Below are 21,988 nucleotides of genomic sequence, written 5' to 3' on the forward strand. Positions count from 1 at the left end.
TACGCACCGATTCCGAGCGTTGTCTCTGTATTGCCGTCGGCTTCCTAGCATCCATCCATCGAAAGACACGCGACAGACAACCCAGGAGTTCCAGATGCTCACGATTGCCACCAACGAGAAGACAGCAACGGCCATGACGGGCCAGCAGACGTCCGACAACCTCAGGCTGTTGGCCGAGCAGCTGAAGCCGCAGCGGCGTGTCGTGCATACAGGCGATGTGATCTACCAGGCCGGCGAACGCTTCGGCAATCTCTACATCCTGAACTCGGGTTTCTTCAAGATCGTGAACCTCACGGCGGACGGCCGCGAACAGGTGGTCGGCCTGAAGTTCCGCGGCGACTGGCTTGGCTTCGACGGCATCGCCGATGGCAGCTATTCCTGCGACGCGGTGGCGATGGACACGGGCGAGATCTGGATGGTTTCCTACGAAGCACTGATGCGCGCCTGCGTCTCGCATCCTGCCCTGCTGCAGGTGCTGCACACAGCGATGAGCCGCGAGATCGCCCACGACCGCGATTCACTGATGTCGGTCTGCACACTGCCAGCCGATGCGCGCGTGGCCGACTTCCTGCGTTATTGGGCCGAATCGCTGGCCGAGCGCGGCATGCGCACCGACCAGATCACCTTGCGCATGACCCGCGCGGAGATCGGCAACTACCTGGGCATGACGCTGGAAACCGTGAGCCGGGCACTGTCGCGGCTGGCGCGCGACAACGTCATCGGCTTTGCCGAGAAGGGCCGCCGCGACGTCCAGATTCCCGACGTGGAGGCGCTGTCGGCCTTCGTGCAGCGCTGCCTGGCGCCGGCACCCGCGATGCTGCAATGAACGGGCGCAGCCGCCGCGCTCAAGCGCGGCCGGCCATCACCCTGCAAATCGCCCGCGCGAGTTCGGAGCGCGTGTAGGGCTTGCGCAGCAACTCCCAATCCTGCGGGACCTCGCGGTCCGCATCCAGCAACTCGGACGAAAAGCCCGACATCAGCAGCACCGCCATCTGTGGAAAGCGCTGTCGTGCCTCGGCGCCCAGCCGCGTGCCGCGCATGCCCGGGCCGAGCGCGATGTCGCTCAGGAGCAGGTCGAAGGCGACACCGCCGGCGTCCATCGCCATGAGTGCCTGCTCGCCCGTGGCGGCCGTGGTGATTTCGCAGCCCAGCGTTGTCAGGAAGGTGTGCACCACGTTGCGGACCTCGGCGTCGTCCTCCACCAGCATCACGCGCAGGCCTGGCGGGATGGTCTCGTCGGGGCGCTCCTCATCCTCGACGCCGGGCGGGTCAGCCGCTTCGAGCAGCGGCAGATACAGCCTCACCGTCGTGCCCTGGCCCGGCTTGCTGTCGATGACGATTCCTCCCCTGGACTGCTTGACGAAGCCATAGACCGTGCTCAGGCCCAGGCCCGTGCCGCGTCCGGCCTCCTTGGTGGTGAAGAAGGGCTCGAAGGCGCGCTCCTTCACTTCTTCGTCCATGCCGGTGCCGTTGTCGGCGACGGATATCGCCACGAAGCGTCCGTGGGCAGGGTTCTGCAAATCGCTGTGAGCGCTGTGCAGGACGGCCGGCAGCGCATCGCACATCTCGGTACGGAACCGGAGGATGCCGCCTTCTGGCATGGCGTCGCGCGCATTGATCGCGATGTTCAGCAGCGCCGACTCCAGTTGTCCGGGGTCCGCCAGCACCGGCGGGCAGCCGGGGGCGGTATCGATCTCGATCCCGATGCGCTGATCGAGCGTGCGGCGCAGCATGTCGGCCAGCGAATGCAGCAACACATGGGTGTCCACCGCCATCGGCTGCAGCACCTGCCGCCTGGAAAACGCCAGCAGCTTGCCCGTGAGTTCGGCGCCGCGCCGCGAGGCGCGCGTGGCGGCGTTCACCAATTGCTGCGCGTAGGCGTCCTGCGCCAGCGCGGGCAGTTCCCCCAGCACCTGCAGGTTGCCCTGGATCACGGTCAGCAGATTGTTGAAGTCGTGCGCGATGCCGCCGGTGAGCTGGCCGACGCTTTCGAGCCGCTGCGCATGGTTGAGCGCCTCCTCGGTCTGCACGCGCTGCAGGCTGGTGGCGAGCAGGCTGGACAGCGACTCCAGGAAGCGCAGCTCCTCGTCGCCGAAGCGCTTGGCCTCCTTCGAGCGCACCGACAGCATGCCGATCACTCGTCCCCGATCGGACAACGGCACCGCCAGCGCGCTGGTCAGGCCGGCGTCGAGGTAGGCCTGGGGCACCGCGAAGCGCTGCTCGGTGCGGTAGTCGGGCACCACGACAGGCCGGCCCTGTGAGAGCACGAAGCCAGGGGGCGTGTCGGGCCGGTTGGCCAGCCGCATCCCGACCTCCTCGCCCGCGATCAGGCCGACGCCGCTGGCCACGCGGAATTCAAGACGGTTGTTGTCGAGCAGCCAGACCACCGCCACTTCGACCTGCAGCGCCGTGGTGATGATCTCCGGCACATGCTTGAGCACCACCTGCAAGTCGCGCGTGTCGACGGCGAGGCGCCCCAACTGGGCGAGATGCTCGCTGTACCGGGCGCGCTGCAGTGCCTGCTTCACGCGGGGATAGGCGCCGATGTCGCGGATGGCCGCCACCACGAACGGCAGCCCGTGGTCCTGCAGCGGACTCAGCGCGATCTCGACCATGACCTCGCTGCCGTCCTTGCGCTTGGCCACCAGCTCCATGTGCGTGCCCATGGGACGCGGACGCGGGGCGCGGCCATACGCCTCACGGTAGGACGCATGTCGCGGACGGATGCTGTCGGGCACCAGCACGTCCACGTTCAGCCCGACCAGTTCGTCGACGGTGTAGCCCATCAGCGCGGCGGCCGAGGGGTTGGCCAGCATGATGTGGCCCGATTGGTCCACCAGCAGCAGCGAATCCGGATAGGCGATGAAAAGCGAGCGGAACACGCTGCCTTCCTCGATGCCCGACGGCAGACCCGGGATGGGCAGCCGGCCGGGCCGCAAAGGCGGGGTGTTTCCGGAATCAGTCATTGGAAACGGGCGGTACCAGGATGTAGCCCGCGCCGCGCACCGACTTGATGAGCTGCGGGTCGTCCACATCGGCCTCGATCTTCTTGCGCAGCCGGCCGACCTGCACGTCGATCGTGCGGTCGAAGGGAGCGGCCTCGCGGCCGCGTGTCTGCTCGAGCAGGAAATCGCGCGACAGCACGCGGCCGGGGTGCCGGGCGAAGGCGCACAGGAGATCGAACTCGCCGCCCGTGAGCGGCACCTCTTCGCCCTGCGGGCTGTGCAGGCTGCGCGCGGCGGTGTCCAGCCGCCAGCCGGCGAAGCGCAACCGGTCGGGGGAGGCGATGGCGGCCGCGGCCGGCGCGGCGGGCGCCTCCGGCGTCAGGCGCCGCAGCACCGCCTTGACCCGCGCGACCAGTTCGCGCAGGTCGAAGGGCTTGGTGACGTAGTCGTCCGCACCGACTTCCAGGCCCACGATCTTGTCCACGGCGTCGCCGCGGCCTGTGACGATGACGAGGCCGCAGCGCCAGTTTTCGCGGATGCGGCGGGCAATGGAGAAGCCGTCTTCGCCGGGCAGGCCCAGGTCGAGCAGCACGAGGTCCGCCGGGTCCGTGCCCATGAGCGTCGTCAGCGAGCGGCCGTCGTGGACCTGGGTGACCCGGAAGCCGTGGCCTTGAAGGTAGTTGGCCAGCAGCAGCGTGATGTCGACTTCATCGTCGAGCACCGCGATGTGGGAGGCTTGTTTCATGCGATGGCAGGAGGGAAATGGAATGCGGATGCCGTGGGCATCCTGTATCGCCGGGAGCGTAGCACGCATGCCGCGCCGCGGCACCCCCGGGATGGGTACCTCAGATGGCCAGCCAGGCCCGCAGCGCCGCGCGGCTGCCCACGCCCGCGCGGTCGTAGGCGTTGCGCAGGTGCACCCGCACCGTGGCCGGCGACAGGCCGAGCCGCAGGGCCACATCCTTGCTGGAATGCCCCGCGCAATACAGCCGCGCGATCTCGGCCTGCCGCGGCGTGAGGGTGGCGACGCCGTCGCGCGAGGGGCGACGGCGCAGCGCGACGCGCAGGCCGCTGTCGTCGCGGCCGACCTCGATCGACCAGCCGGCGGCCTCCAGCCGCCGCAGCGCCCCGCGCCTGCCCGACAGCCAGGCATCGGGCAGGCGCGGCGAGGTCGCGCCCGCCAGTTCCGCGAGCGCAGGCCAGGCTGCGCAGAAGGCGCGGTTGGCGAACAGCACCCAGCCCTGCGAGTCGGTGAGGGCCAGCGGCTGCGCCTCCTCGTCCAGGCCCTGGCGGGCATGCGCGTACAGCCGGTTGACCAGCATGGCCTCGCGGATCTGCGGTGTGAGTGCGGTCAGCGCGCGCGCATCGCGCTCGGTGTGCGCCGGTGAACCCGGGCCACGGTTGAGGTAGAGGTGCACGAAGGTGTCGCTGCCCTCGAAGGGAATCGCCACGCCCATCTGGTGGACGATGCCGTGGCGCGACAGGAATTCGCGCCATGCCGGTGGCGTCTGCTTCCAGCGCGGGTCGTCGTCGTTGGCGAATGCGGCCTGCTCGGGCTGCGCGCGCATGGCGAAGGTGATGAAGTCCAGCTCCGCACCGTTGATGCGGTTCCATTGCTCGCTCATCGCGGCCAGGTCGTAGCCGATGCCCACCGACGAGACGAAGCTGCGCGGATGCCAGGTGTTGATGGCGCCATGGTCGGCACGGAATTCGTCCAGCAAGCGGCGCAGCAGCTCATGCTGGAAGCGTTCGCTGCCGGTGGTGCGTGCCATCCGCAGCAGCGGCAGCGGCTCGGCGCCGGAAGAGGTCAGGGCGGCTGGATCGGAGGGTGACGTCCGTGGAGGCATGGCGCGCGGGCTGTGCACAAGGGCCGGGCAGGGGCCGGGCAGGCGGGGGCGCCGCAGGCTACCACAAAGCGTGGTAGGGGCCAGGCGCTTCGCGCACGCAGCATCGCCGTGTTGGCCCACGGAGCCGCTTCAGCGAGGAGAAACCATCATGCAACGTCATCCATCACCGCGCCTGCTGACTGCGGCATCGGCGCTATGCGCGCTGCACCTTTGCACGCCGAACGCGCAGGCGCAGGTGCTCAATCCCAACGTGTGCCCGGGCGGCACGCTCTACAGCAGCCGGGACGAAGGCGCCTACTCCGGCTTCAGCACGGCCCGCGACGTGGTGCAGGCCGACTGCCAGAGCAACATCGCCGGCGGCGCCGAGTCGCAGGCCGGCATCGACCTGACGTCGGGCAACACCGCGATCGGGCGATCGGCCACGGCCAGCGGCGGCTCGGCTTCGGCCTACGGGATCCGTGCCCAGGCGGCGGCCAACGGCGCGACCGCAATAGGCCTCTCCAGCAAAGCCAGCGCGAATTCGGCCACCGCGATCGGCTCCTTCACCGAGGCCAGTGCCGGCTCGGCCCTGGCGGTGGGCAACGTCGCCAAGGCCAGCGGGGAGTCATCGGTCGCCCTGGGCTACCGCAGCGCGGCGTCGGCCGTGGAGGCGGTGTCGATCGGCGCGGACAGCGCGGCCAGCGCGGAGAGGGCGGTCGCGGTGGGCAACGACAGCCAGGCGAGCGGCGTTCGCGCCAGCGCCTTGGGCGTCAACAGCAAGGCCCGCGACGAACGCAGCGTGGCCGTCGGCGCCGACAGCGATGCCAGCGGCTACGGCAGCGCGGTGCTGGGTTCGGCGGCGCGCGCGTCCGGCTACGGCGCCCTGGCGCTGGGCTATGCCAGCTTCGCCAATGCCGACGGCGCGCTGGCGATGGGCCGCAGTGCATTGGCCAGCGGCCTGGGTTCCATGGCCCTGGGGGCGCTCAGCGAGGCGCGGGGGCAGAACTCGGTGGCCATCGGCGCCCAGAGCAGCGACGGCGGCCGCAGCGACGTGGTGTCGTTCGGCAGCCCGGGCAGCGGGCGCACGCTGACCAACGTCGCGGGCGTCGAGGCCAGCGGCCAGGTCAGCGCCGGCTCGCTGTCCGTCAGCGGGGGCGCGGTGGTGAGCGGGCGGCTGGTCACCCAGGGCGGCATCGACAACCGCGGCGCGGGCATCGCCAATGCAGGGCGCATCGGCGGCGTCACCGCGGGCGATGTCAGCGCCACATCCACCGATGCCGTCAACGGCGCTCAGCTCCATGGCGTGCGCACCACTGCCGAACAGGCCCTGACCCTCGCGACCACGCAGGGCTCGCAGGTGATCGACATGACGCAGCAGCTGCAGGCGCACACCACGCAGATCCAGGCGCAGTCGGTGCAGCTGCAGGCAGTGGTGAACGGCCAGCTGGGCGTGTGCACCGTGGACGGTGGCGCGCTGCGCTGTTCGGTGGCCGGGCAGGCCGCTGCCACCGCCACCGGGATGGGCGCCGTCGCGGTGGGCATCGGTGCCTCGGCGCAGGGCGACGGGGCGCAAGCGATCGGGCGCAATGCGCAGGCGCTCCATGCGGGTTCGCTGGCCATCGGCGACGGCGCGCGGGCGCTGGCCGACCCGACCGTCGCCGTCGGCTCGGGTTCGCTGGCCAACGGGGTCAACGCGGTGGCGCTGGGCGCGAACGCGCAGGCACTGGCGCCCGAGTCGGTGGCGCTCGGCCAGGGCTCGGTGGCCGACCGGCCCTCCACAGTAAGCGTGGGCAGCGCGGGCGCGCCGCGCCAGGTCGCCAACGTGGCCCCGGGCACCCTGCCCACGGACGCCGTCAACCTCTCGCAGCTGGAACGCTCGAGCGCACAGCTCGGCGCCCAGGTGCAGTCCGTGCGCGAGTTCGCGGCGCGCGGCATCGCGCAGGCCATGGCCATGCCCTCGGTGCCGATGCTGCAGGCCGGCCGCCGGTGGGTGGGTGCGGCGGCCGCGAACTACGCGGGCCAGAGCGCGGTCGGTGTGGGCTTCGCGTACCAGTTCGACGAGCACTGGCAGATCGGCGGCGGCCTGTCCGTCGCCACCGGCTCCGGCGCGCAGGTCGGGGGACGGGTGCAAGCCGGCTATCAGTGGTAGCAGTGGCGGGCCGGGCGCCGGCTAGCCCTTCCAGCGCCACGTCTCGATCTCGGGCATGTCGCGGCCATGGCGGGTGATGTAGGCCCGGTGCTCCAGAAGCCTGTCGCGCAGGTGCTGCTGCACATGACCCGTGCTGTCGCAAAGCCTGGGCGTGCGCGAGATGGCATCGGCCGCCAGGTGGAACCGGTCCAGCCGGTTGAGCACCGTCATGTCGAAGGGCGTGGTGGTGGTGCCTTCCTCGCAATAGCCGTGAACGTGGAAGCCGGGGTGGTTGCGCCGCTTGTAGATCAGCCGGTGGACCAGCGCAGGGTAGCCGTGGAACGCGAAGATCACGGGCCTGTCGGTGGTGAAGATGGCGTCGAACTCCTCGTCCGCGATGCCGTGGGGATGCGCCGAGGGCGACTGCAGCGCCATCAGGTCGACCACGTTCACCACCCGCACCTTCAACTGCGGCACTTCGTCGCGCAGCAGGTCGACGGCCGCCATCGTCTCCAGCGTGGGCACGTCGCCGGCGCAGGCCATCACCACGTCGGGCGTGCCACCTTCGTCGTTGCTCGCCCAGTCCCAGATGCCGAGGCCCGCGGCGCAGTGGCGCGTCGCGGCGTCGATGTCCAGCCACTGCGGCGAAGGCTGCTTGCCGGCCACGATCACATTCACGTAGTCGCGGCTGCGCAGGCAGTGGTCGGTCACCGAGAGCAGGGTGTTGGCGTCCGGCGGCAGGTACACGCGCACGACCTCGGCCTTCTTGCTGACCACGTGGTCCAGGAAGCCCGGGTCCTGGTGGCTGAAGCCGTTGTGGTCCTGCCGCCAGACGTGGCTGGTCAGCAGGTAGTTCAGCGAGGCGATGGGCCGGCGCCAGCCGATGCCGCGCGACACCTTCAGCCACTTGGCATGCTGGTTGAACATCGAGTCGATGATGTGGATGAAGGCCTCGTAGCAGGAGAAGAAGCCGTGCCGGCCGGTCAGCAGGTAGCCTTCGAGCCAGCCTTGGCAGAGATGTTCGCTCAGCACCTCCATCACGCGGCCGTCGGGCGAGAGATGGTCGTCTGCCGGAAGAATCTGCGCGCTGGTGGTGCGCTGCGTCACCTCGAACAGCGCGCCGAGCCGGTTCGATGCGGTCTCGTCCGGCCCCATGACCCGGAAGTTGCCCGCATCCGCGTTCAGCCGCATCACCTCGCGCAGGAACTCGCCGGCCACGCGCGTGGCCTCGGCGTCGGTGGCGCCGGGTGCATCGAGCGCCACGGCATGCGCGCGGTAAGGCGGCATCGCCAGATCCTTCAGCAGCAGGCCGCCGTTGGCGTGCGGGTTGGCGCTCATGCGGCGGGCGCCCCGCGGCGCGAGTGCGGCGATCTCCGCACGCAGGGTGCCGGCCGCGTCGAACAGTTCCTCGGGGCGGTAGCTGCGCAGCCAGTCCTCCAGCAGGCCGATGTGCTCGGGCTTGCCGCGGAAGTCGGCCAGCGGCACCTGGTGCGCACGGAAAGTGCCTTCGATCTGCACGCCGTCGACCCGGCGCGGTCCGCTCCACCCCTTGGGCGAGCGCAGCACGATCATCGGCCAGCGCGGCCGCTCGCGAAAGCCGCTCTCGCGCGCCTGCGCCTGGATCGACCGGATCCGGTCGAGCGCGCTGTCGAGCACCTGCGCCATCAGCGGATGCATCAGCGCCGGATCGTCGCCCACCACGAAGTACGGCTCGTGTCCGTAGCCGCGCAGCAGCTGGACCAGCTCCTCGTCGCCGATGCGCGCAAGCACCGTGGGGCCGGCGATCTTGTAGCCGTTGAGGTGCAGGATCGGCAGCACCGCGCCGTCGCGCGCGGGGTTCAGGAATTTGTTGGAGTGCCAGCTCGCCGCGAGCGCGCCGGTCTCGGCCTCGCCGTCGCCGATCACGCAGCAGGCCAGCAGCGAGGGGTTGTCGAACACCGCGCCATAGGCGTGGAGCAGCGAATAGCCCAGCTCCCCGCCTTCGTGGATCGAACCGGGTGTTTCCGGCGAGACATGGCTCGGAATGCCGCCCGGAAAGGAGAACTGGGTGAACAGCCGGCGCAGGCCGATGGCGTCCTGCCCGATGGCCGGATACACCTCGCTGTAAGTACCCTCGAGGTAGGTGTTGGCGACCACGCCCGGTCCGCCATGGCCCGGGCCCGCGATGAAAATCGCGTCGAGATCGCGGGCATTGATGGCGCGGTTCATGTGCGCGTAGATGAAGTTCAGGCCAGGGGTGGTGCCCCAGTGCCCCAGCAGGCGCGGCTTGATGTGCGAGAGCGTGAGCTTCTCGCGCAGCAGCGGGTTGTCCATGAGGTAGATCTGGCCGGCCGAGAGGTAGTTGGCGGCGCGCCACCAGGCATCGAGCAGCCGGAATTCGCTCGGGACCGCCGGTGTGGATGAGGAGACCATGTCGGGCCGCTTTCTTGATGGAAGAGCGCCACAGTATGCGGAGCCGGCCGTGCATCGGCTTGCGCTCGGTCAATGTTGATCCCGCGCAAGCCCGTCGCGCCGCCGCGGCTTCAGCATTCGTTCCTGCAGGCCTTGGCCGAGAGGACACACCATGAGCACCGAGATCACATTTCCGCTGGCACTGTGCAAGGCGCAGTGGAGCATCTGGCTGCATGCGCTCGAAATGCTGGAGACCATCGGTGCCAGCGCGCTGCAGCGTGGCATCGAGGAGACCCGCGCCGGGACGGATGCGGTCATGCGCGCCGAGGACTGGCAAGCGCTGGCCCTGGCGCCGCTGCACGCGTTCTGGCCCGATGCCGCCGTCGGAACACGTCAGGAACCGGCCTTGAGCGCAGCGCCGGAAAACAAGGGCGCTCAGGCGCATGCGGCAGATGCCCCGGCCTCCCGTAACGACGTGGTGCACGACGCGCTGCGCACCCTTCACACGGCGCTGGCTGCGGGATCGGCGCCGCGCCGATCCAGGCCCAGGGCCCCTGTGGCCGCGGCGCGAGGAAAGGCATGACGCTCCCGACCATCGCCGTTCACCTGGACCACACCGAGCGTTGCGAGGTCCGCACCCTTCTGGCGGCACGGCTCGCCAGGCGGCATTCCAGCCATCTCGTGGGCATCGTCACCACCGGCATCGAGGGCATCCCGGCACCCATGCCGGCGCACGCCGAGCTGGAGGACTGCATCGCCGGCGCGTCGCTTCACCTGCGCAGGAGAGCCGAAACCGTCGCGCATGTGTTCCGCTGCCGTATCGCGGAGCCGACACTGGCGTCCTTCGACACCCGGCTGGTCGATGGCGAGCCTGTGGGCGCCGTGATCGGCCTTGGCCGCGCCAGCGACCTCGTCGTCGTGGGCCAGGCCGACGAATGCGCCGTTGTCGACCACGCGGTGCGTCAGCTCCCCGAAGAGGTGATGCTGCAGGCGGGACGGCCCGTGCTCATCGTTCCGCGCGCCGGCCGCTTCGACGGTGCGCTGGACAGGGTCCTGGTGGCCTGGGACGGCAGCAGGGAGGCCGCGATCTCCGTGCACCATGCACTGCCGCTGCTGCGCAAGGCAGCCAAAGTCACCCTGATTTCGTTTCTTCGGGAAGGCGACGCCAGTGCCGAGCGCGCGCTGTGCCCCGGCGAGATGAACAACTGGCTGCTGCGGCACGGCATCCAGGCAGACATCGAGCAGGTCGAGACCTCCTGGCGTTTCTCCGATGCCCTGCTGGACAGCGCCGCCGCGCTGGAAAGCGACCTGCTCGTGATGGGCGGCTACGGTCACGCCCGGATGCGCGAGCGCATGCTGGGCGGCGTGACACGCGACCTGCTGGCGCGTGCCACGGTGCCTGTCCTGATCGCCCACTGAGGCGAACGGGCCCTAGATCAAACCGCGGCTGACGGCGGCAGTCACCGCATGCGCGCGCGTGCGCACCTGCAGCTTGTGGCAGATGCTCTTCACATGCGCGCATACGGTTTGTGCGCTGATCGAAAGCTCCGTCGCGATGTCGCGCGTGAGGCAGCCCTTGGCGACGAGTAGCAGCACTTCGCGCTCGCGCATCGACAGGGCCTTTGGAGGCGTGCTGCCGGCCTGGCTCATCTCATCGGGCATGGATCGCCGCAGCCGCATGAGAAAGTGCCGCACCACGTTCGGCGATACGGCCGCGCCGCCATTGACGACCTGCAGCACCGCCTGCGTGAAGTTCTGGAACCACGAGTTCTTGAGCAGATGTGCCGGACTGGAACGCATCCAAGATCAACCTCCCTCTGTCTTGCTGCGGATTTCATTCTTCGGGCGTGCCTTCGGACGCGCCTTGACCCGCGTCAAGCGGTGCGTTGAGTCAGCGTGTGCAGGCCAGCGGAGTCACGCACGATGAGCTTGTTTTGCAGCGTGGTCAGGCCCTCGGTGCGGCGCGCGGCACGTTCGGCGGCCTGCCGCTGGGCTTCGTCTGCGACCTCGCCGCGCAAGGTCACGACGCCGTTCTCCACGCACACGTCGACGTCGCATGCGTTGACGGCAGGGTCCCAGTTGAGCTGGGCGAAGACGTCGTGCCTGAGTTGAATGTCCGGGTTCATGGCGATCCTTTCGGAAAAAGCAGGCGAACGAGATCAGGTCTTGTCGGCACCCGCGGGGCGGGTGGCACGCTTCATGGCTTCGAGCGTGCGGGCAGAGGCGTCCGCAGCGGCCTTGGCGGCGGCGCGGGTGGCTTCCTCGGCCTTGTCGAGCGCCTCGCGCGTCGCACGCGCGGCCTTCTCGGCCTCTTCCTTGCTCGCCTGCGCGGAGCGTGCGACCGACTCCTCGGCCCTGGCAAGCGCTTCACTGGTCGCGGCGGCGGCCTTGCGGCCTTCTTCCTGGGCGGCGCGCGCGGCGTCCTTGCTTTCATCGAGCGCGCGGGCGCTCGCGGCGGCGGTCTTTTCCTCCACCCGGGTGGCGGCCTGCGCGGCCTTTTGCGCGGCGCGGCGGATGCCCTCGGCCACGGCACGCGACACCTTGCCCGCACCGACCTTGCCTTTCTCCGCCGCGTCCCTGGCGGCGTCGGCGGCCTTGCGGGCCGCCCGTTCCGCATCCTGTGCGGCCCTGTGGGCGGCATCACGGGTCTTTTTCTGCATCGCGCTTTCGGGCGGAGTCAGTTGGGCGGGGGCCGTGTAGTCGGCTGCGAAAGCCGTGGCGCTGAGCGCGATGGCGATCGGCGCCAGCAAGGTGCGAAGCGGGTGGGTGCTTGTCATGGGGGTCTCGCTTGAATGAAGGTTGGAGGGGAGCGGTCCGGGGAATGCTCAATCGGCCGCTTCCATGCGCACCAGCAGCACCGGCACGGCACTGCCCCTGACGACGCGCTCCGCGTCGCTGCCCAGCGCCAGCCGGCCCAGGCCACGGCGGCCATGGGTGCCCATCACGATCAGGTCGCAGGCGGTCTTGGCGGCCTCGTCGATCACGGCATCGGCCACGCGGCCCTGCGTGATCTCGCGCAGCACGGTCTGCGCCTGCACATCGGCCGCCGTGGCCTCCGACAAGGCTTTCGTCAGCACCGATTCGCCGTACTGGCGCATCTGCTGCATGCCGGCCTCGAAGCTGGAGATCGTCGACAGCTCCACGAGCATCGGGAAGTCGTCGATGACATGCAGCAGGCGCAGCTTGCTCCCGAGCGCGGAAGCCAGGCGGATGGCCTCCCGCAGGCCGCGGTCGGCCGTGGGGCTTCCGTCCACCGGGACCAGGATGTGCGCGTACAGGGACATGGCGTTTTCTCCTTGGGGCCGCGTGGAACACTTGCCTGCCGCCGGCCCTGGCGCGACGGGCAGGTGCATTCTTCGGCCGTGCGGACAAAGCGGGCTTGCGCCACGTCAACATCGCTCGAACTTACCGGCGGCTTGATGCGCGTCAAGCGGGCACGAAAGGGTGCGCGAAACAGATCCTGCGCAGCGCCCCGGTACCCGTGCTGCTGGTGCGTGCGCCGCGCGCGGAAGCCGTCGCACCGGCGGCCTCCCGCGTCGCGGCCAAGGCCTGAGCCGTCGCAAGGCGCTGGGGCAGCCCGTTTCAGGTGCTGTGCGATCCTGCCGGCCGCACCCGACGCTTGAGCAGTTCGAAGATGCCCATGCCGGCCAGCATCGCGGCCACGAAGACCAGGGCCTTGGGCTCGCCCATTCCGAGGGCGACAAGCCCGGGCCCGGGGCAGAAGCCGGCAACGCCCCAGCCCACGCCGAAGAGCAGGCTGCCCAGGACAAGGCGGCGATCGATGCGCCGCGCGGAGGGCACGCGCATCTGCGCGCCCAGGATCGACAGCGTGCGGCGCCGGGCCGCCAGGAAACCGGCCATGGCGACGGCGATGGCACCGGCCATCACGAAGGCGAGCGAGGGATCCCATGCGCCGGCCAGGTCGAGGAAGCCCAGCACCTTGGCCGGATTGGCCATCCCGGAGACGATCAGCCCGAGGCCGAAGACCAGGCCGGCGAGCAACGAAGCGAGAGCGATCATGGCAATCTCCTCAGGCGCCGAACAGATGGCGCGCCACGAACACCGTCGCAAAGCCGGCGCCCATGAACGCCGCCGTGGCCACGAGCGAGCGAGACGACAGGCGGGACAGGCCGCAGACCCCGTGGCCGCTGGTGCAGCCCGCCCCGTAGCGGGTGCCCACGCCCACCAGCAATCCGGCCAGGATCAGAGCGCCGTAGTCCGCATCGATGCGAACCCTCGGCAGCGCCGCGAAAAGCAGATGGACGCACGGCGCGCCGACCAGTCCGAGCAAGAAGGCGACACGCCAGGCGACGTCGCCACGGGACGGCCTGAGCAGGCCGCCAAGCACGCCGCTGATACCGGCGATGCGCCCGTTCAGAAGCACGAACATCGCCGCGGCGAGGCCGATGAGAGCACCCCCGGCGAGCGCGGCGAGCGGCGTGAAATGGGCCCAGTCGATGGACATCATTCCTCCTTGGGACAGTAGAGGCGGTAGAGAACCGCGAGGATTTCCAGCATCGCCGGGTCGGCCACGCTGTAGAAGATGTTCTTGCCCTCGCGACGTGTGTCGACCACGCCTTCGTTGCGCAGCACGCCCAGCTGCTGCGACAGCGTGGGCTGGTGAATGCCCAGCTTCTGCTCCAGGTCGCTCACGCACATCTCGCCCTGGGACAGCTGGCACAGCAGCAGCAGGCGGTCTTCGTTGGCCAGGAGCTTGAGCGCTGCGACCGCACGGCCGGCGGCACCGCGCAGCGCTTCGGGATCGATGGTCATGGGGGAGGAGGGATTCATGGCTTTCCGATTTCGCTTTCTGCCGATATATTATATTTAAATATATATTGTTTTCGACCCCACCGGACATCCATGGATGGAGCGCCATGACAACCCGCACGACGACCCAAGGTTTCTTCGATCCCGCGACATGGACGATTTCCTATGTCGTGTGGGAACACGCAACGAGGCACGCCGCCGTCATCGACCCGGTGCTGGACTACGACTTCAAGTCCGGGCACACGCGCACAGTGTCGGCCGACAGGCTGCTCGCCCACGTCAGGGACCACGGCCTGCAGGTCGACTGGATCCTGGAGACCCATGCACACGCCGATCACCTGTCCGGCGCCCGCCACGTCCAGGCGCAGGTGGGAGGACGAATCGCCATCGGCGAGCACATCCGTGTCGTCCAGTCGACTTTCAAGAAGCTCTTCAACTTCGAGCAGGGGTTCTTGCCGGACGGCAGCCAGTTCGATCACCTGTTCCAGGACGGCGAGGTCTTCAGGATCGGCGAGGTCGAGATCACCGCGCTGGCGGTGCCGGGCCACACGCCGGCCGACATGGCGTATCTGGTGGACGGTGCCGTCTTCGTCGGCGACACGCTTTTCATGCCCGATGTCGGCAGCGCCCGCGCCGACTTTCCCGGCGGTGACGCCCGGCAGCTCCACGCGTCGATGCGCAGGCTGCTGGACCTGCCGCCCGACACCGTCATGTACGTCTGCCACGACTACCCGCCCGCGTCGCGGCAGGCCTGCTGGCAGACCACGGTGGCGAAGCAGCGCGCGCACAACATCCATGTGCGCGACGGCATCGGTGTCGACGAGTTCGTGGCGATGCGCACGGCCCGTGATGCGACTCTGGAGGTGCCGACGCTCATTCTTCCGTCGATCCAGGTGAATGTGCGCGGCGGGCGCTTTCCTCCCGCCGACGACAACGGCGTCTCCTACCTTCGCATCCCATTGAATGCACTCCCGCTGCCTTGACCTGCGTCAAGGTCCCGGCCGGGCGCGGTCCGCAGAATGCTGCGCACTGTCCATGAGGTACGAATGCAATCCTTGCTCTATTCCGGTGTGTTTGATCTTCCCTGGTGGGGTGCGGTGCTGGTCGCGCTGGCGCTCACCCACGTCACCATCGCGTCGGTCACCATCTTCCTGCACCGCCATCAGGCGCATCGCGCGCTCGAACTGCACCCCGTGGCCAGCCATTTCTTCCGCTTCTGGCTGTGGCTGACCACCGGCATGGTGACCAAGGAATGGGCCGCCGTGCACCGCAAGCACCACGCCAAGTGCGAGACCCCCGAAGACCCGCACAGTCCGCAGGTGTACGGCCTCAACCGGGTGCTGTGGGGCGGTGTGTTCCTCTATGTGCGCGAGGCGGCGCATGCCGAAACACTCGAGCGCTATGGGCACGGAACGCCCGACGACTGGATCGAACGGCGCCTCTATTCGAGATACAAGATCCTCGGCATCGTGCTGATGGGCGCAGTGGACATGGCGCTGTTCGGCGCGGTACCGGGCGCCCTCATTCTGCTCACGCAGATCGCTTGGATCCCGTTCTGGGCGGCCGGCGTGGTCAACGGCATCGGCCACTACTGGGGCTACCGCAACTGGCCGGCGACGGACGCCAGCACCAACATCTCGCCGATCGGCATCCTGATCGGCGGGGAGGAACTGCACAACAACCACCATGCCTTTCCTTCCTCGGCCAAGCTGTCGAGCAAGTGGTTCGAGTTCGACATCGGCTGGCTCTACATCCGCGTGCTGCAGGCCCTGGGCCTGGCGAAAGTGAAACATGTGGCGCCGAGCCCGCGCCTCGTGGCGCCCAAGGCCGACATCGACCTTGCCACCGTGCAGGCCGTCATTCGCTGCCACTACGACGTGCTGTCGAACTACACGCGCTCGCTGAAGAAGGCCTGCGTCGCCGAACTCGAGCGCCTGCGCCGCATGTCGCCGGAGGCCGCGCGCGCCCTGAAGACGGTCAAGCCGCTGCTCGGCAAGGACCAGGGGGTGCTGGGCCCGTCACGGCAACAGCAGGTGATGCAGGCGTTGAGCGCATCGCAGGTGCTGGCCACGATGTATGCGATGCGCGGGGAGTTGACCGCCTTGTGGAGCCGATCCGCCGCCACCGGCGAACAGCTCGCAAGGCAACTGCAGGACTGGTGCCAGCGCGCCGAGGCGAGCGGCATCGCCCCCCTGGCGGACTTCTCCCGACGCCTGCGCTCCTATGCCTGAACGAAGCTGAATCCCGGGAGGTGCGAATGAAGCCCGTGCCGTTGCTCTGCGCCCTGTGCGCCGCGCGGCGAGCGCGCTGGAAACCTTGCCATTCGCAAGCGCGTCCTGGGCCGAGCCCCGAGCTACCGCTTGATGCAGCGCAACGCACCGGCTCGGCGGCATGCCTACGATGAGTGCCTGGTTCAGGCCGCCGCAGGATCGCTCACGTTCCGGCAGGCACGCTCCATGGAGGCATCCACCATGTTTGAAACACTCTATCGGCTGTCCCTTGCAAGGTTTCCGGTCAACGTGGCGGACCGGCGGCAGATCGAGAACCTCAGGAAGCTAGATGCGGCGGGATACGTTCGCGCCTTCATTCCGCCTCCGCATGTCGATTGCGACGACTGCATGCGCCAGGATCCGGCGACCGTTCTCGGCATCACGCCGCAGGGGTGGTCGATCCTCGGACGCGGTTCGAATTCGGAAAACTCGCACAGGCGAGGCCGCGGTCTGATAGACGGCCCGTGAACGGCTTTCCTTGCGCTATCTCAAGGAATGCGCGCTCGGAAGCACCTAACGTAGGGCCATGAAAGCACTCGTATACCAAGGCCCCGGCCTCAAGTCGCTCGAAGACCGTCCCAAGCCGCAGATCCAGGCAGCGGGCGACGCCATCGTGCGGATCCTCAAGACGACCATCTGCGGCACCGACCTGCACATCCTCAAGGGTGACGTGGCGACCTGCACGCCGGGCCGCATCCTCGGGCACGAGGGGGTGGGTGTCGTGGAAGCCGTCGGCGACGGCGTGACGGCCTTCCATCCGGGCGATCACGTGCTGATCTCGTGCATCTCGTCGTGCGGCAAGTGCGAGTACTGCCGGCGCGGCATGTACTCGCACTGCGCAACCGGCGGCTGGATCCTGGGCAATACCATCGACGGCACGCAGGCCGAGTACGTGCGCATCCCGCATGCGGACACCAGCCTCTATCCGATACCGCCGGGCGCGGACGAGGAGGCGCTGGTGATGCTCAGCGACATCCTGCCGACCGGCTTCGAGTGCGGCGTGCTCAACGGCAAGGTCGCGCCCGGCAGCACGGTGGCGATCGTGGGGGCGGGCCCGATCGGGCTGGCCACGCTGCTCACCGCCCGGTTCTATTCGCCTTCGCAGATCATCCTGATCGACCTGGACGACGGCCGTCTCGAGGTCGCGCGCCGCTTCGGCGCGACGCACACGATCAACAGCGCCGACGGCATGGCGGCCAAGGCCGTGCTCGCGCTCACGGGCGGGCGTGGCGTCGACGTGTCGATCGAGGCGGTTGGCATACCGGCCACCTTCGTGCTTTGCCAGGACATCGTGGCGCCCGGCGGCACCATCGCGAATATCGGTGTTCACGGGCATCCGGCGGAACTTCATCTGGAGCGGCTGTGGTCGCAGAACATCGCGATCACCACGCGGCTGGTCGACACGGTGTCGACACCGATGCTGCTGAAGACGGTGCAGTCGCGCAAGGTGGACCCGAAGTTGCTGATCACCCACAGGTTCAGGCTCGACCAGGTCCTGGAGGCCTACGACACCTTCGGTCGCGCGGCCGAGACGCATGCGCTGAAAGTGATCATCGAGGTGTAGGCCCGCGCGGCTGCCGCTCCGGAAGGCAATAAGAAGACTGATTCTCTTTGGCATCCCGGGCACATTGCGACGCGCTTCTTTGCTCCTGCGCTCAACCTGCTTACCCTCGGCGCAGTCGTGTGGTGGCTGCTGTTCGCCATGATGGTGGTAGGACGAGCCCGGCTTTCGCATGCTGCCCGGGCGCTCTGCACGCTGACTGCCAATTCCCATGAAATCATTCCACTACCGCGCGCACGCCGAGCGCCATCGCACCGAACACATCGGCTGGCTGCGCGCCGCCGTGCTGGGCGCCAACGACGGCATCATCTCCACCGCCAGCCTTGTCGTGGGCGTGACCGCCGCCCACGCCAGCCATGAGGCCATCCTGACGACCGCCATCGCGGGGCTGGTCGCGGGCGCGATGTCGATGGCCGCCGGCGAGTTCGTGTCGGTGCATTCGCAGGCCGACACCGAGAAGGCCGACCTCGAGCGCGAACGCATCGAGCTCGCCACGGAGCCGGACGCGGAGCACCGGGAGCTCACGGCGATCTACGTGCGGCGCGGTCTCGAGTACAAGCTCGCGCAGCAGGTCGCCGCGCAGCTCATGGCCCACGACGCGCTCGGGGCGCACGCGCGTGACGAACTCGGCATCTCGGAAACGCTCAGCGCACGGCCGTTGCAGGCCGCGCTGGCCTCGGCGGCGAGTTTTTCCGTGGGCGCCGCACTGCCCCTCGTGGTGGTCGCATGTGCGCCTTCCGGCGCGCTCCTGCCCTGGACCGTGTGCACCGCGATCGCATTCCTCGCTTTGCTGGGGGCTGCGGCCGCCAGGATCGGGGGCACGCCGATCGCGCGAAGCGTCTGGCGCGTGGCCTTCTGGGGCACGCTGGCCATGGGAGTCACCGCCGGCGTGGGAGCCCTGTTCGGCGTGCAGGCGTGAGCCTCGCGGCTTCGCGGCCGCGCGAGCCGCAACCGAGATGACGCCGGCTTGATCGCCGTCAATGCCGCGTTCCTTTCACGGCATGAACATCAGCCCTGCCGTCCATCCACTGCGCCGCTTGCGGTGCGCCATTCCGCGGGGCACGCATGAATTTCAAGACCATCCTCGTTCACCTGGATCACTCGCTCAGGAGTCCCGTGCGCGCCGCCATGGCCGCCCGTTGGGCGCGGGCGCACGAGAGCCATCTTGTCGGGCTCCTGCCTTCGGGGCTGTACGACGGCATCATTCCCGCCGGTGCCATCGCCACCGGCATGACCGACTACATCGCGGAATCCAGCGACTATCTGCGACGGCGCGCCGAGGCCGTTGCCCGGGAATTCAGGACGGACATCGCCAGATCGGGGCCGCTGTCGTACGAGGTGCGCATGGTCGACGACGTGGCGGCCGACGCCGTGGTGCGGTACGGGCGCGCGAGCGACCTGGTAGTGCTCGGTCAAAGCGACGCGTCGAACCGGGGCGACACCACGACCCGCGGACTTGCCGAGTACGTGCTGATGGAGGTGGGGCGGCCGGTGCTGGTCGTGCCTTCGGCCGGTGGCTTCGAGGGCCGCCCAAGGACCATCGTCGCGGCGTGGGACGGCTCGCGCGAATCCGCCGTCGCGCTTCGCTCGGCGTTGCCGGCGCTGCGCCAGGCGGCGCGCGTCACGCTCATTTCGCTGCGCCACCCGCATGACGAAGACAACACGCAACGGCTGCTGCTGTCGGACATGATCCAGTTCCTGCTGCGCCACGGCGTGCAGGCGCGTGCCGAATCCGAGGTGACCGAGATCGACATCGCCGATGCGCTCCTGTCGCGGCTTTCGGACCTGGGTGCCGACCTGCTCGTGATGGGCGGCTACGGTCATTCGCGCCTGCGCGAGCGAGTGCTGGGTGGCGTGACGCGGCAGATACTCGCGCAGATGACCGTGCCGGTCCTCATCGCGCATTGAACCGCCCGGCGTGGGCCTGCCGGCGCAGTTGGCCGCGCCGCGCACGCCACGCTGCGCTCCCGTGTGGCTGAGCGCGCGACGGCCCGCTGACGACGAATCACTGGCTGGCAAGCATCCCGCTCGGCAGCCTGAAGTCTTCGGATTCGGCCTTCGCGCTCTCGGGCGCGCGGACCAGCAACACCGGCACCGGCGACATGCGCAGGATGTGTTCCGCGCTGCTGCCCATGACCCAGCGGCCGATTCCACGCCGGCCGTGCGTCCCGATCACGATCAGATCGGCCTTCGACGACACCGCTTCGGCGATCACCTGGTCATGCACGGCACCCCTGAAGCTGTCGAGCAGCACGGCGTCGGACGCGACACTTGCCGCGGCGGCTTCGGCGCGCGCGTCCTCGAGCAGCTTCCTGGCATCCTTGCGCAGTTCCTCGAGCCAGTTGCCGGCGTAGCCGGAATAGGCATCCATGGCCAGTGCGAACGACAGCTCGTCGATGACGTGGACGAAGCGCAGGCGTCCGCCGGTGAGCTTCGCGAGGCGGATGGCTTCGGCCAGGCCCCGGGCGGACGTGGAACTGCCGTCGATGGGAACAAGAATTTTCTGGTACATGGCAAGACTCCGGTGGGCTGATGGGATCGGCCCAGTATCCGGACGGAGCTGCCGCGCGGATTGACATGCATCAAGCGCGAGGCCCGCCCAGGGCCCGTCCTTGATCTGGAGCAACCCCGCGGACTGCCGAACGCGCGACCCTGCGGGCATGCACAGGAAGCCCCCCATGATCCACGCCACCACCCGCATCATTCGCCAGGAGCATGCCGCGCTTGCGGCCATGCTTCGCTCCATCGTCATGCTGCTCGAGCAGCACCGCAAGAAAGGCACGCTGCCCGATTTCGCGGCACTGCGGGCCATGCTCTTCTACGTCGACGAGTTTCCCGAGAAGCGGCATCACCGCAAGGAAACCGACCTGCTTTTCCCCAAGCTGCGCGCCAGGACGCCGATGTCGCGCGAGCTGATGGACCGCCTCGACAGCGACCATGCCTGGGGCGAGCGCCGGATCCGCAACGTCGAGCATGCGCTGCTGGCGTTCGAGATGCTGGGCGAGCCGCGGCGCGAGGCCTTCGAAAGCGCGGTGAACGACTATGTGGACTTCTACCTGAACCACATGGCCCTGGAGGAGCGGGAGATCCTGCCCCTGGCCGAGCGCGTGCTGACCGAGAACGACTGGCGCGACCTGGACGAGGCCTTCTCGCAGAACCGGGATCCGTTGACCGGGCACGTGGCGGATCTTGAATACAACGCGCTCTTCACGCGCATCGTGAACATCGTGCCTGCGCCCATCGGCCTGGGGCCGGAGCTGTAGGCCCTGTACATGCGCGTGCGCGCGCCGCTGAAAATCCCATATCCGGGTGATTGATGTTCAGCCACAGGGCGTTCATGATCAGTCCATGTACCTGAATCCCCTGACTGCGGGCCTGCCGGCCGCAGAGCGCGAGGCGCTCATCAAGTGCAGCGAGCTTCGCGAATACAAGCGCAACGAAACCTTGCTGGATGTGGGAGAGTCGACCGATCAGGTCTATTACGTTGCAAGCGGCCTGCTGCGGGTCGTCACGCCGGCACGCGACGATGGCTTCGATGTGACGACCGAATTCGTCGCACGCCAGGACTTCTTCTTCGACCTGTCGATCCGGGAGGACAGCTACCTCTCCAAGCACAAGCTGGTCGCCGCGCTTCCTTCGGCGGTCTACTTCGTGCCGATAGCCGCGATGCGCGAAGTTTGCGCACGTCACCCCGAGGTGGTCTTCGGTCTGCTGGGGCTGGCAATGAAGCGCACGAGCATGTTGCGCACCCAGATGCGCCGCATCTCCTCGCTGCCGCCCGAAGCCGTGGTGCACCGCGTGTTGCACCAGCTCACGGATCTGGCGCCTTTTTCCGGCACCGGCGGCTTCGACAAGCGGATTTCGCAGTCGGTGATCGCGTCTTACGCGGGCCTCTCGAGAGAGGTGGTCAACAAGACCATGCGCGACATGGAGAGCCGGGGCCTCGTGCGCCGGGACAACGAGGCGGTCTACGTGTCCGGCGAGGCGGCGGTGACCGATTTCGGCGTGCTGATGGACGGGGCAGGCCTGGCATCGTCCGCGCCGCCACCGGGCAGCCACAAGCACTAGGCTGAATCGACATCCGGACCGGCGTCAAA

At 68.6% G+C, this 21,988-nt stretch carries 25 protein-coding genes; 13 read left to right on the forward strand and 12 right to left on the reverse strand.

Going from position 1 to position 21,988, the window contains the following annotated elements:
* Positions 1-94: 94 nt before the first annotated feature.
* On the forward strand, positions 95-826 hold the full coding sequence (locus WIX39_RS28370) for a Crp/Fnr family transcriptional regulator (protein WP_409196536.1): 732 nt from the start codon (positions 95-97) through the stop codon (positions 824-826).
* Between the two features lie 19 nt (positions 827-845).
* On the opposite strand, the gene WIX39_RS28375 is transcribed toward WIX39_RS28370, so the two are convergent.
* The 3 genes from WIX39_RS28375 to WIX39_RS28385 form a co-directional block, all read right to left on the reverse strand.
* A complete protein-coding gene (locus WIX39_RS28375; RefSeq protein WP_409196537.1) occupies positions 846-2,966 on the reverse strand; it encodes a PAS domain S-box protein in 2,121 nt (706 codons plus the stop codon).
* The gene (locus tag WIX39_RS28380) at positions 2,959-3,690 is read right to left on the reverse strand and encodes a winged helix-turn-helix domain-containing protein (protein ID WP_409196538.1); all 732 of its coding nucleotides are present in this window, start codon (positions 3,688-3,690) and stop codon (positions 2,959-2,961) included. The genes WIX39_RS28375 and WIX39_RS28380 overlap by 8 nt, the downstream gene beginning before the upstream one ends.
* A 100-nt stretch (positions 3,691-3,790) precedes the next feature.
* Positions 3,791-4,717 carry a helix-turn-helix transcriptional regulator gene (locus WIX39_RS28385; protein ID WP_409196539.1) on the reverse strand — a complete coding sequence of 309 codons (927 nt, stop codon included), beginning with the start codon at positions 4,715-4,717 and terminating at the stop codon, positions 3,791-3,793.
* 223 nt (positions 4,718-4,940) lie between these two features.
* Here WIX39_RS28385 and WIX39_RS28390 point away from each other — a divergent pair, with 223 nt between their 5' ends.
* Positions 4,941-6,920 (forward strand): YadA family autotransporter adhesin, encoded by a 1,980-nt coding sequence (locus WIX39_RS28390; RefSeq protein WP_409196540.1) that lies wholly within the window; start codon positions 4,941-4,943, stop codon positions 6,918-6,920.
* Positions 6,921-6,941: 21 nt separating this feature from the next.
* On the opposite strand, the gene WIX39_RS28395 is transcribed toward WIX39_RS28390, so the two are convergent.
* Positions 6,942-9,311, reverse strand: a complete 2,370-nt coding sequence (locus WIX39_RS28395; protein ID WP_409196541.1) for a phosphoketolase family protein — start codon at positions 9,309-9,311, stop codon at positions 6,942-6,944.
* Positions 9,312-9,462: 151 nt separating this feature from the next.
* Here WIX39_RS28395 and WIX39_RS28400 point away from each other — a divergent pair, with 151 nt between their 5' ends.
* Positions 9,463-9,873 (forward strand): hypothetical protein, encoded by a 411-nt coding sequence (locus tag WIX39_RS28400; RefSeq protein ID WP_409196542.1) that lies wholly within the window; start codon positions 9,463-9,465, stop codon positions 9,871-9,873.
* The gene (locus WIX39_RS28405; RefSeq protein WP_409196543.1) at positions 9,870-10,709 is read left to right on the forward strand and encodes a universal stress protein; all 840 of its coding nucleotides are present in this window, start codon (positions 9,870-9,872) and stop codon (positions 10,707-10,709) included. Before WIX39_RS28400 ends, WIX39_RS28405 begins: the two co-directional genes overlap by 4 nt.
* A gap of 12 nt (positions 10,710-10,721) precedes the next feature.
* On the opposite strand, the gene WIX39_RS28410 is transcribed toward WIX39_RS28405, so the two are convergent.
* The 4 genes from WIX39_RS28410 to WIX39_RS28425 all read right to left on the reverse strand — a co-directional run bounded on the left by WIX39_RS28410 (position 10,722) and on the right by WIX39_RS28425 (position 12,574).
* Positions 10,722-11,090: a LuxR C-terminal-related transcriptional regulator gene (locus WIX39_RS28410; RefSeq protein WP_409196544.1), complete on the reverse strand. Its 369-nt coding sequence runs from the start codon at positions 11,088-11,090 to the stop codon at positions 10,722-10,724.
* A 74-nt stretch (positions 11,091-11,164) separates the two neighbouring features.
* Positions 11,165-11,416 (reverse strand): BON domain-containing protein, encoded by a 252-nt coding sequence (locus WIX39_RS28415; protein ID WP_409196545.1) that lies wholly within the window; start codon positions 11,414-11,416, stop codon positions 11,165-11,167.
* A 33-nt stretch (positions 11,417-11,449) separates the two neighbouring features.
* Positions 11,450-12,067, reverse strand: a complete 618-nt coding sequence (locus WIX39_RS28420) for a hypothetical protein (protein ID WP_106938416.1) — start codon at positions 12,065-12,067, stop codon at positions 11,450-11,452.
* A gap of 48 nt (positions 12,068-12,115) precedes the next feature.
* A complete protein-coding gene (locus WIX39_RS28425) occupies positions 12,116-12,574 on the reverse strand; it encodes a universal stress protein (protein ID WP_106938415.1) in 459 nt (152 codons plus the stop codon).
* A gap of 95 nt (positions 12,575-12,669) precedes the next feature.
* Here WIX39_RS28425 and WIX39_RS28430 point away from each other — a divergent pair, with 95 nt between their 5' ends.
* A complete protein-coding gene (locus tag WIX39_RS28430) occupies positions 12,670-12,843 on the forward strand; it encodes a hypothetical protein (protein WP_409196546.1) in 174 nt (57 codons plus the stop codon).
* A gap of 29 nt (positions 12,844-12,872) precedes the next feature.
* On the opposite strand, the gene WIX39_RS28435 is transcribed toward WIX39_RS28430, so the two are convergent.
* Genes WIX39_RS28435 through WIX39_RS28445 form a run of 3 tightly spaced genes read right to left on the reverse strand, consistent with a single transcriptional unit; the run spans position 12,873 to position 14,081 of the window.
* Complete coding sequence (locus WIX39_RS28435; RefSeq protein WP_409196547.1) at positions 12,873-13,310, reverse strand: DUF6691 family protein; 438 nt, start codon at positions 13,308-13,310, stop codon at positions 12,873-12,875.
* A 10-nt stretch (positions 13,311-13,320) separates the two neighbouring features.
* Positions 13,321-13,755 carry a YeeE/YedE family protein gene (locus WIX39_RS28440; RefSeq protein ID WP_409196548.1) on the reverse strand — a complete coding sequence of 145 codons (435 nt, stop codon included), beginning with the start codon at positions 13,753-13,755 and terminating at the stop codon, positions 13,321-13,323.
* The gene (locus WIX39_RS28445; RefSeq protein WP_409196549.1) at positions 13,755-14,081 is read right to left on the reverse strand and encodes an ArsR/SmtB family transcription factor; all 327 of its coding nucleotides are present in this window, start codon (positions 14,079-14,081) and stop codon (positions 13,755-13,757) included. The genes WIX39_RS28440 and WIX39_RS28445 overlap by 1 nt, the downstream gene beginning before the upstream one ends.
* A gap of 86 nt (positions 14,082-14,167) precedes the next feature.
* Between WIX39_RS28445 and WIX39_RS28450 the strand changes: the two genes are divergently transcribed.
* From WIX39_RS28450 to WIX39_RS28475, 6 genes are all read left to right on the forward strand, one after another.
* The gene (locus tag WIX39_RS28450; RefSeq protein WP_409196550.1) at positions 14,168-15,043 is read left to right on the forward strand and encodes an MBL fold metallo-hydrolase; all 876 of its coding nucleotides are present in this window, start codon (positions 14,168-14,170) and stop codon (positions 15,041-15,043) included.
* 63 nt (positions 15,044-15,106) lie between these two features.
* A complete protein-coding gene (locus tag WIX39_RS28455; protein ID WP_409196551.1) occupies positions 15,107-16,291 on the forward strand; it encodes a DesA family fatty acid desaturase in 1,185 nt (394 codons plus the stop codon).
* A 240-nt stretch (positions 16,292-16,531) separates the two neighbouring features.
* Complete coding sequence (locus WIX39_RS28460; RefSeq protein ID WP_409196552.1) at positions 16,532-16,798, forward strand: hypothetical protein; 267 nt, start codon at positions 16,532-16,534, stop codon at positions 16,796-16,798.
* 58 nt (positions 16,799-16,856) lie between these two features.
* Positions 16,857-17,894, forward strand: coding sequence for a zinc-dependent alcohol dehydrogenase family protein (locus WIX39_RS28465; RefSeq protein WP_409196553.1), 1,038 nt, complete (start codon positions 16,857-16,859; stop codon positions 17,892-17,894).
* A gap of 208 nt (positions 17,895-18,102) precedes the next feature.
* Positions 18,103-18,810 carry a VIT1/CCC1 transporter family protein gene (locus WIX39_RS28470; protein WP_081267715.1) on the forward strand — a complete coding sequence of 236 codons (708 nt, stop codon included), beginning with the start codon at positions 18,103-18,105 and terminating at the stop codon, positions 18,808-18,810.
* A 146-nt stretch (positions 18,811-18,956) separates the two neighbouring features.
* Positions 18,957-19,799: a universal stress protein gene (locus WIX39_RS28475; RefSeq protein ID WP_409196554.1), complete on the forward strand. Its 843-nt coding sequence runs from the start codon at positions 18,957-18,959 to the stop codon at positions 19,797-19,799.
* A gap of 97 nt (positions 19,800-19,896) precedes the next feature.
* Here WIX39_RS28475 and WIX39_RS28480 read toward each other — a convergent pair whose 3' ends face one another.
* A complete protein-coding gene (locus tag WIX39_RS28480; RefSeq protein ID WP_409196555.1) occupies positions 19,897-20,403 on the reverse strand; it encodes a universal stress protein in 507 nt (168 codons plus the stop codon).
* A 166-nt stretch (positions 20,404-20,569) separates the two neighbouring features.
* Here WIX39_RS28480 and WIX39_RS28485 point away from each other — a divergent pair, with 166 nt between their 5' ends.
* Both WIX39_RS28485 and WIX39_RS28490 read left to right on the forward strand, forming a co-directional pair.
* Positions 20,570-21,154: a hemerythrin domain-containing protein gene (locus WIX39_RS28485; protein WP_081267712.1), complete on the forward strand. Its 585-nt coding sequence runs from the start codon at positions 20,570-20,572 to the stop codon at positions 21,152-21,154.
* 85 nt (positions 21,155-21,239) lie between these two features.
* A complete protein-coding gene (locus WIX39_RS28490; protein ID WP_106938399.1) occupies positions 21,240-21,959 on the forward strand; it encodes a Crp/Fnr family transcriptional regulator in 720 nt (239 codons plus the stop codon).
* The last annotated feature ends 29 nt before the right edge of the window (positions 21,960-21,988 follow it).

The organism is Variovorax sp. AB1(2024) (assembly GCF_037482385.2).
Lineage (GTDB): Bacteria > Pseudomonadota > Gammaproteobacteria > Burkholderiales > Burkholderiaceae_C > Variovorax.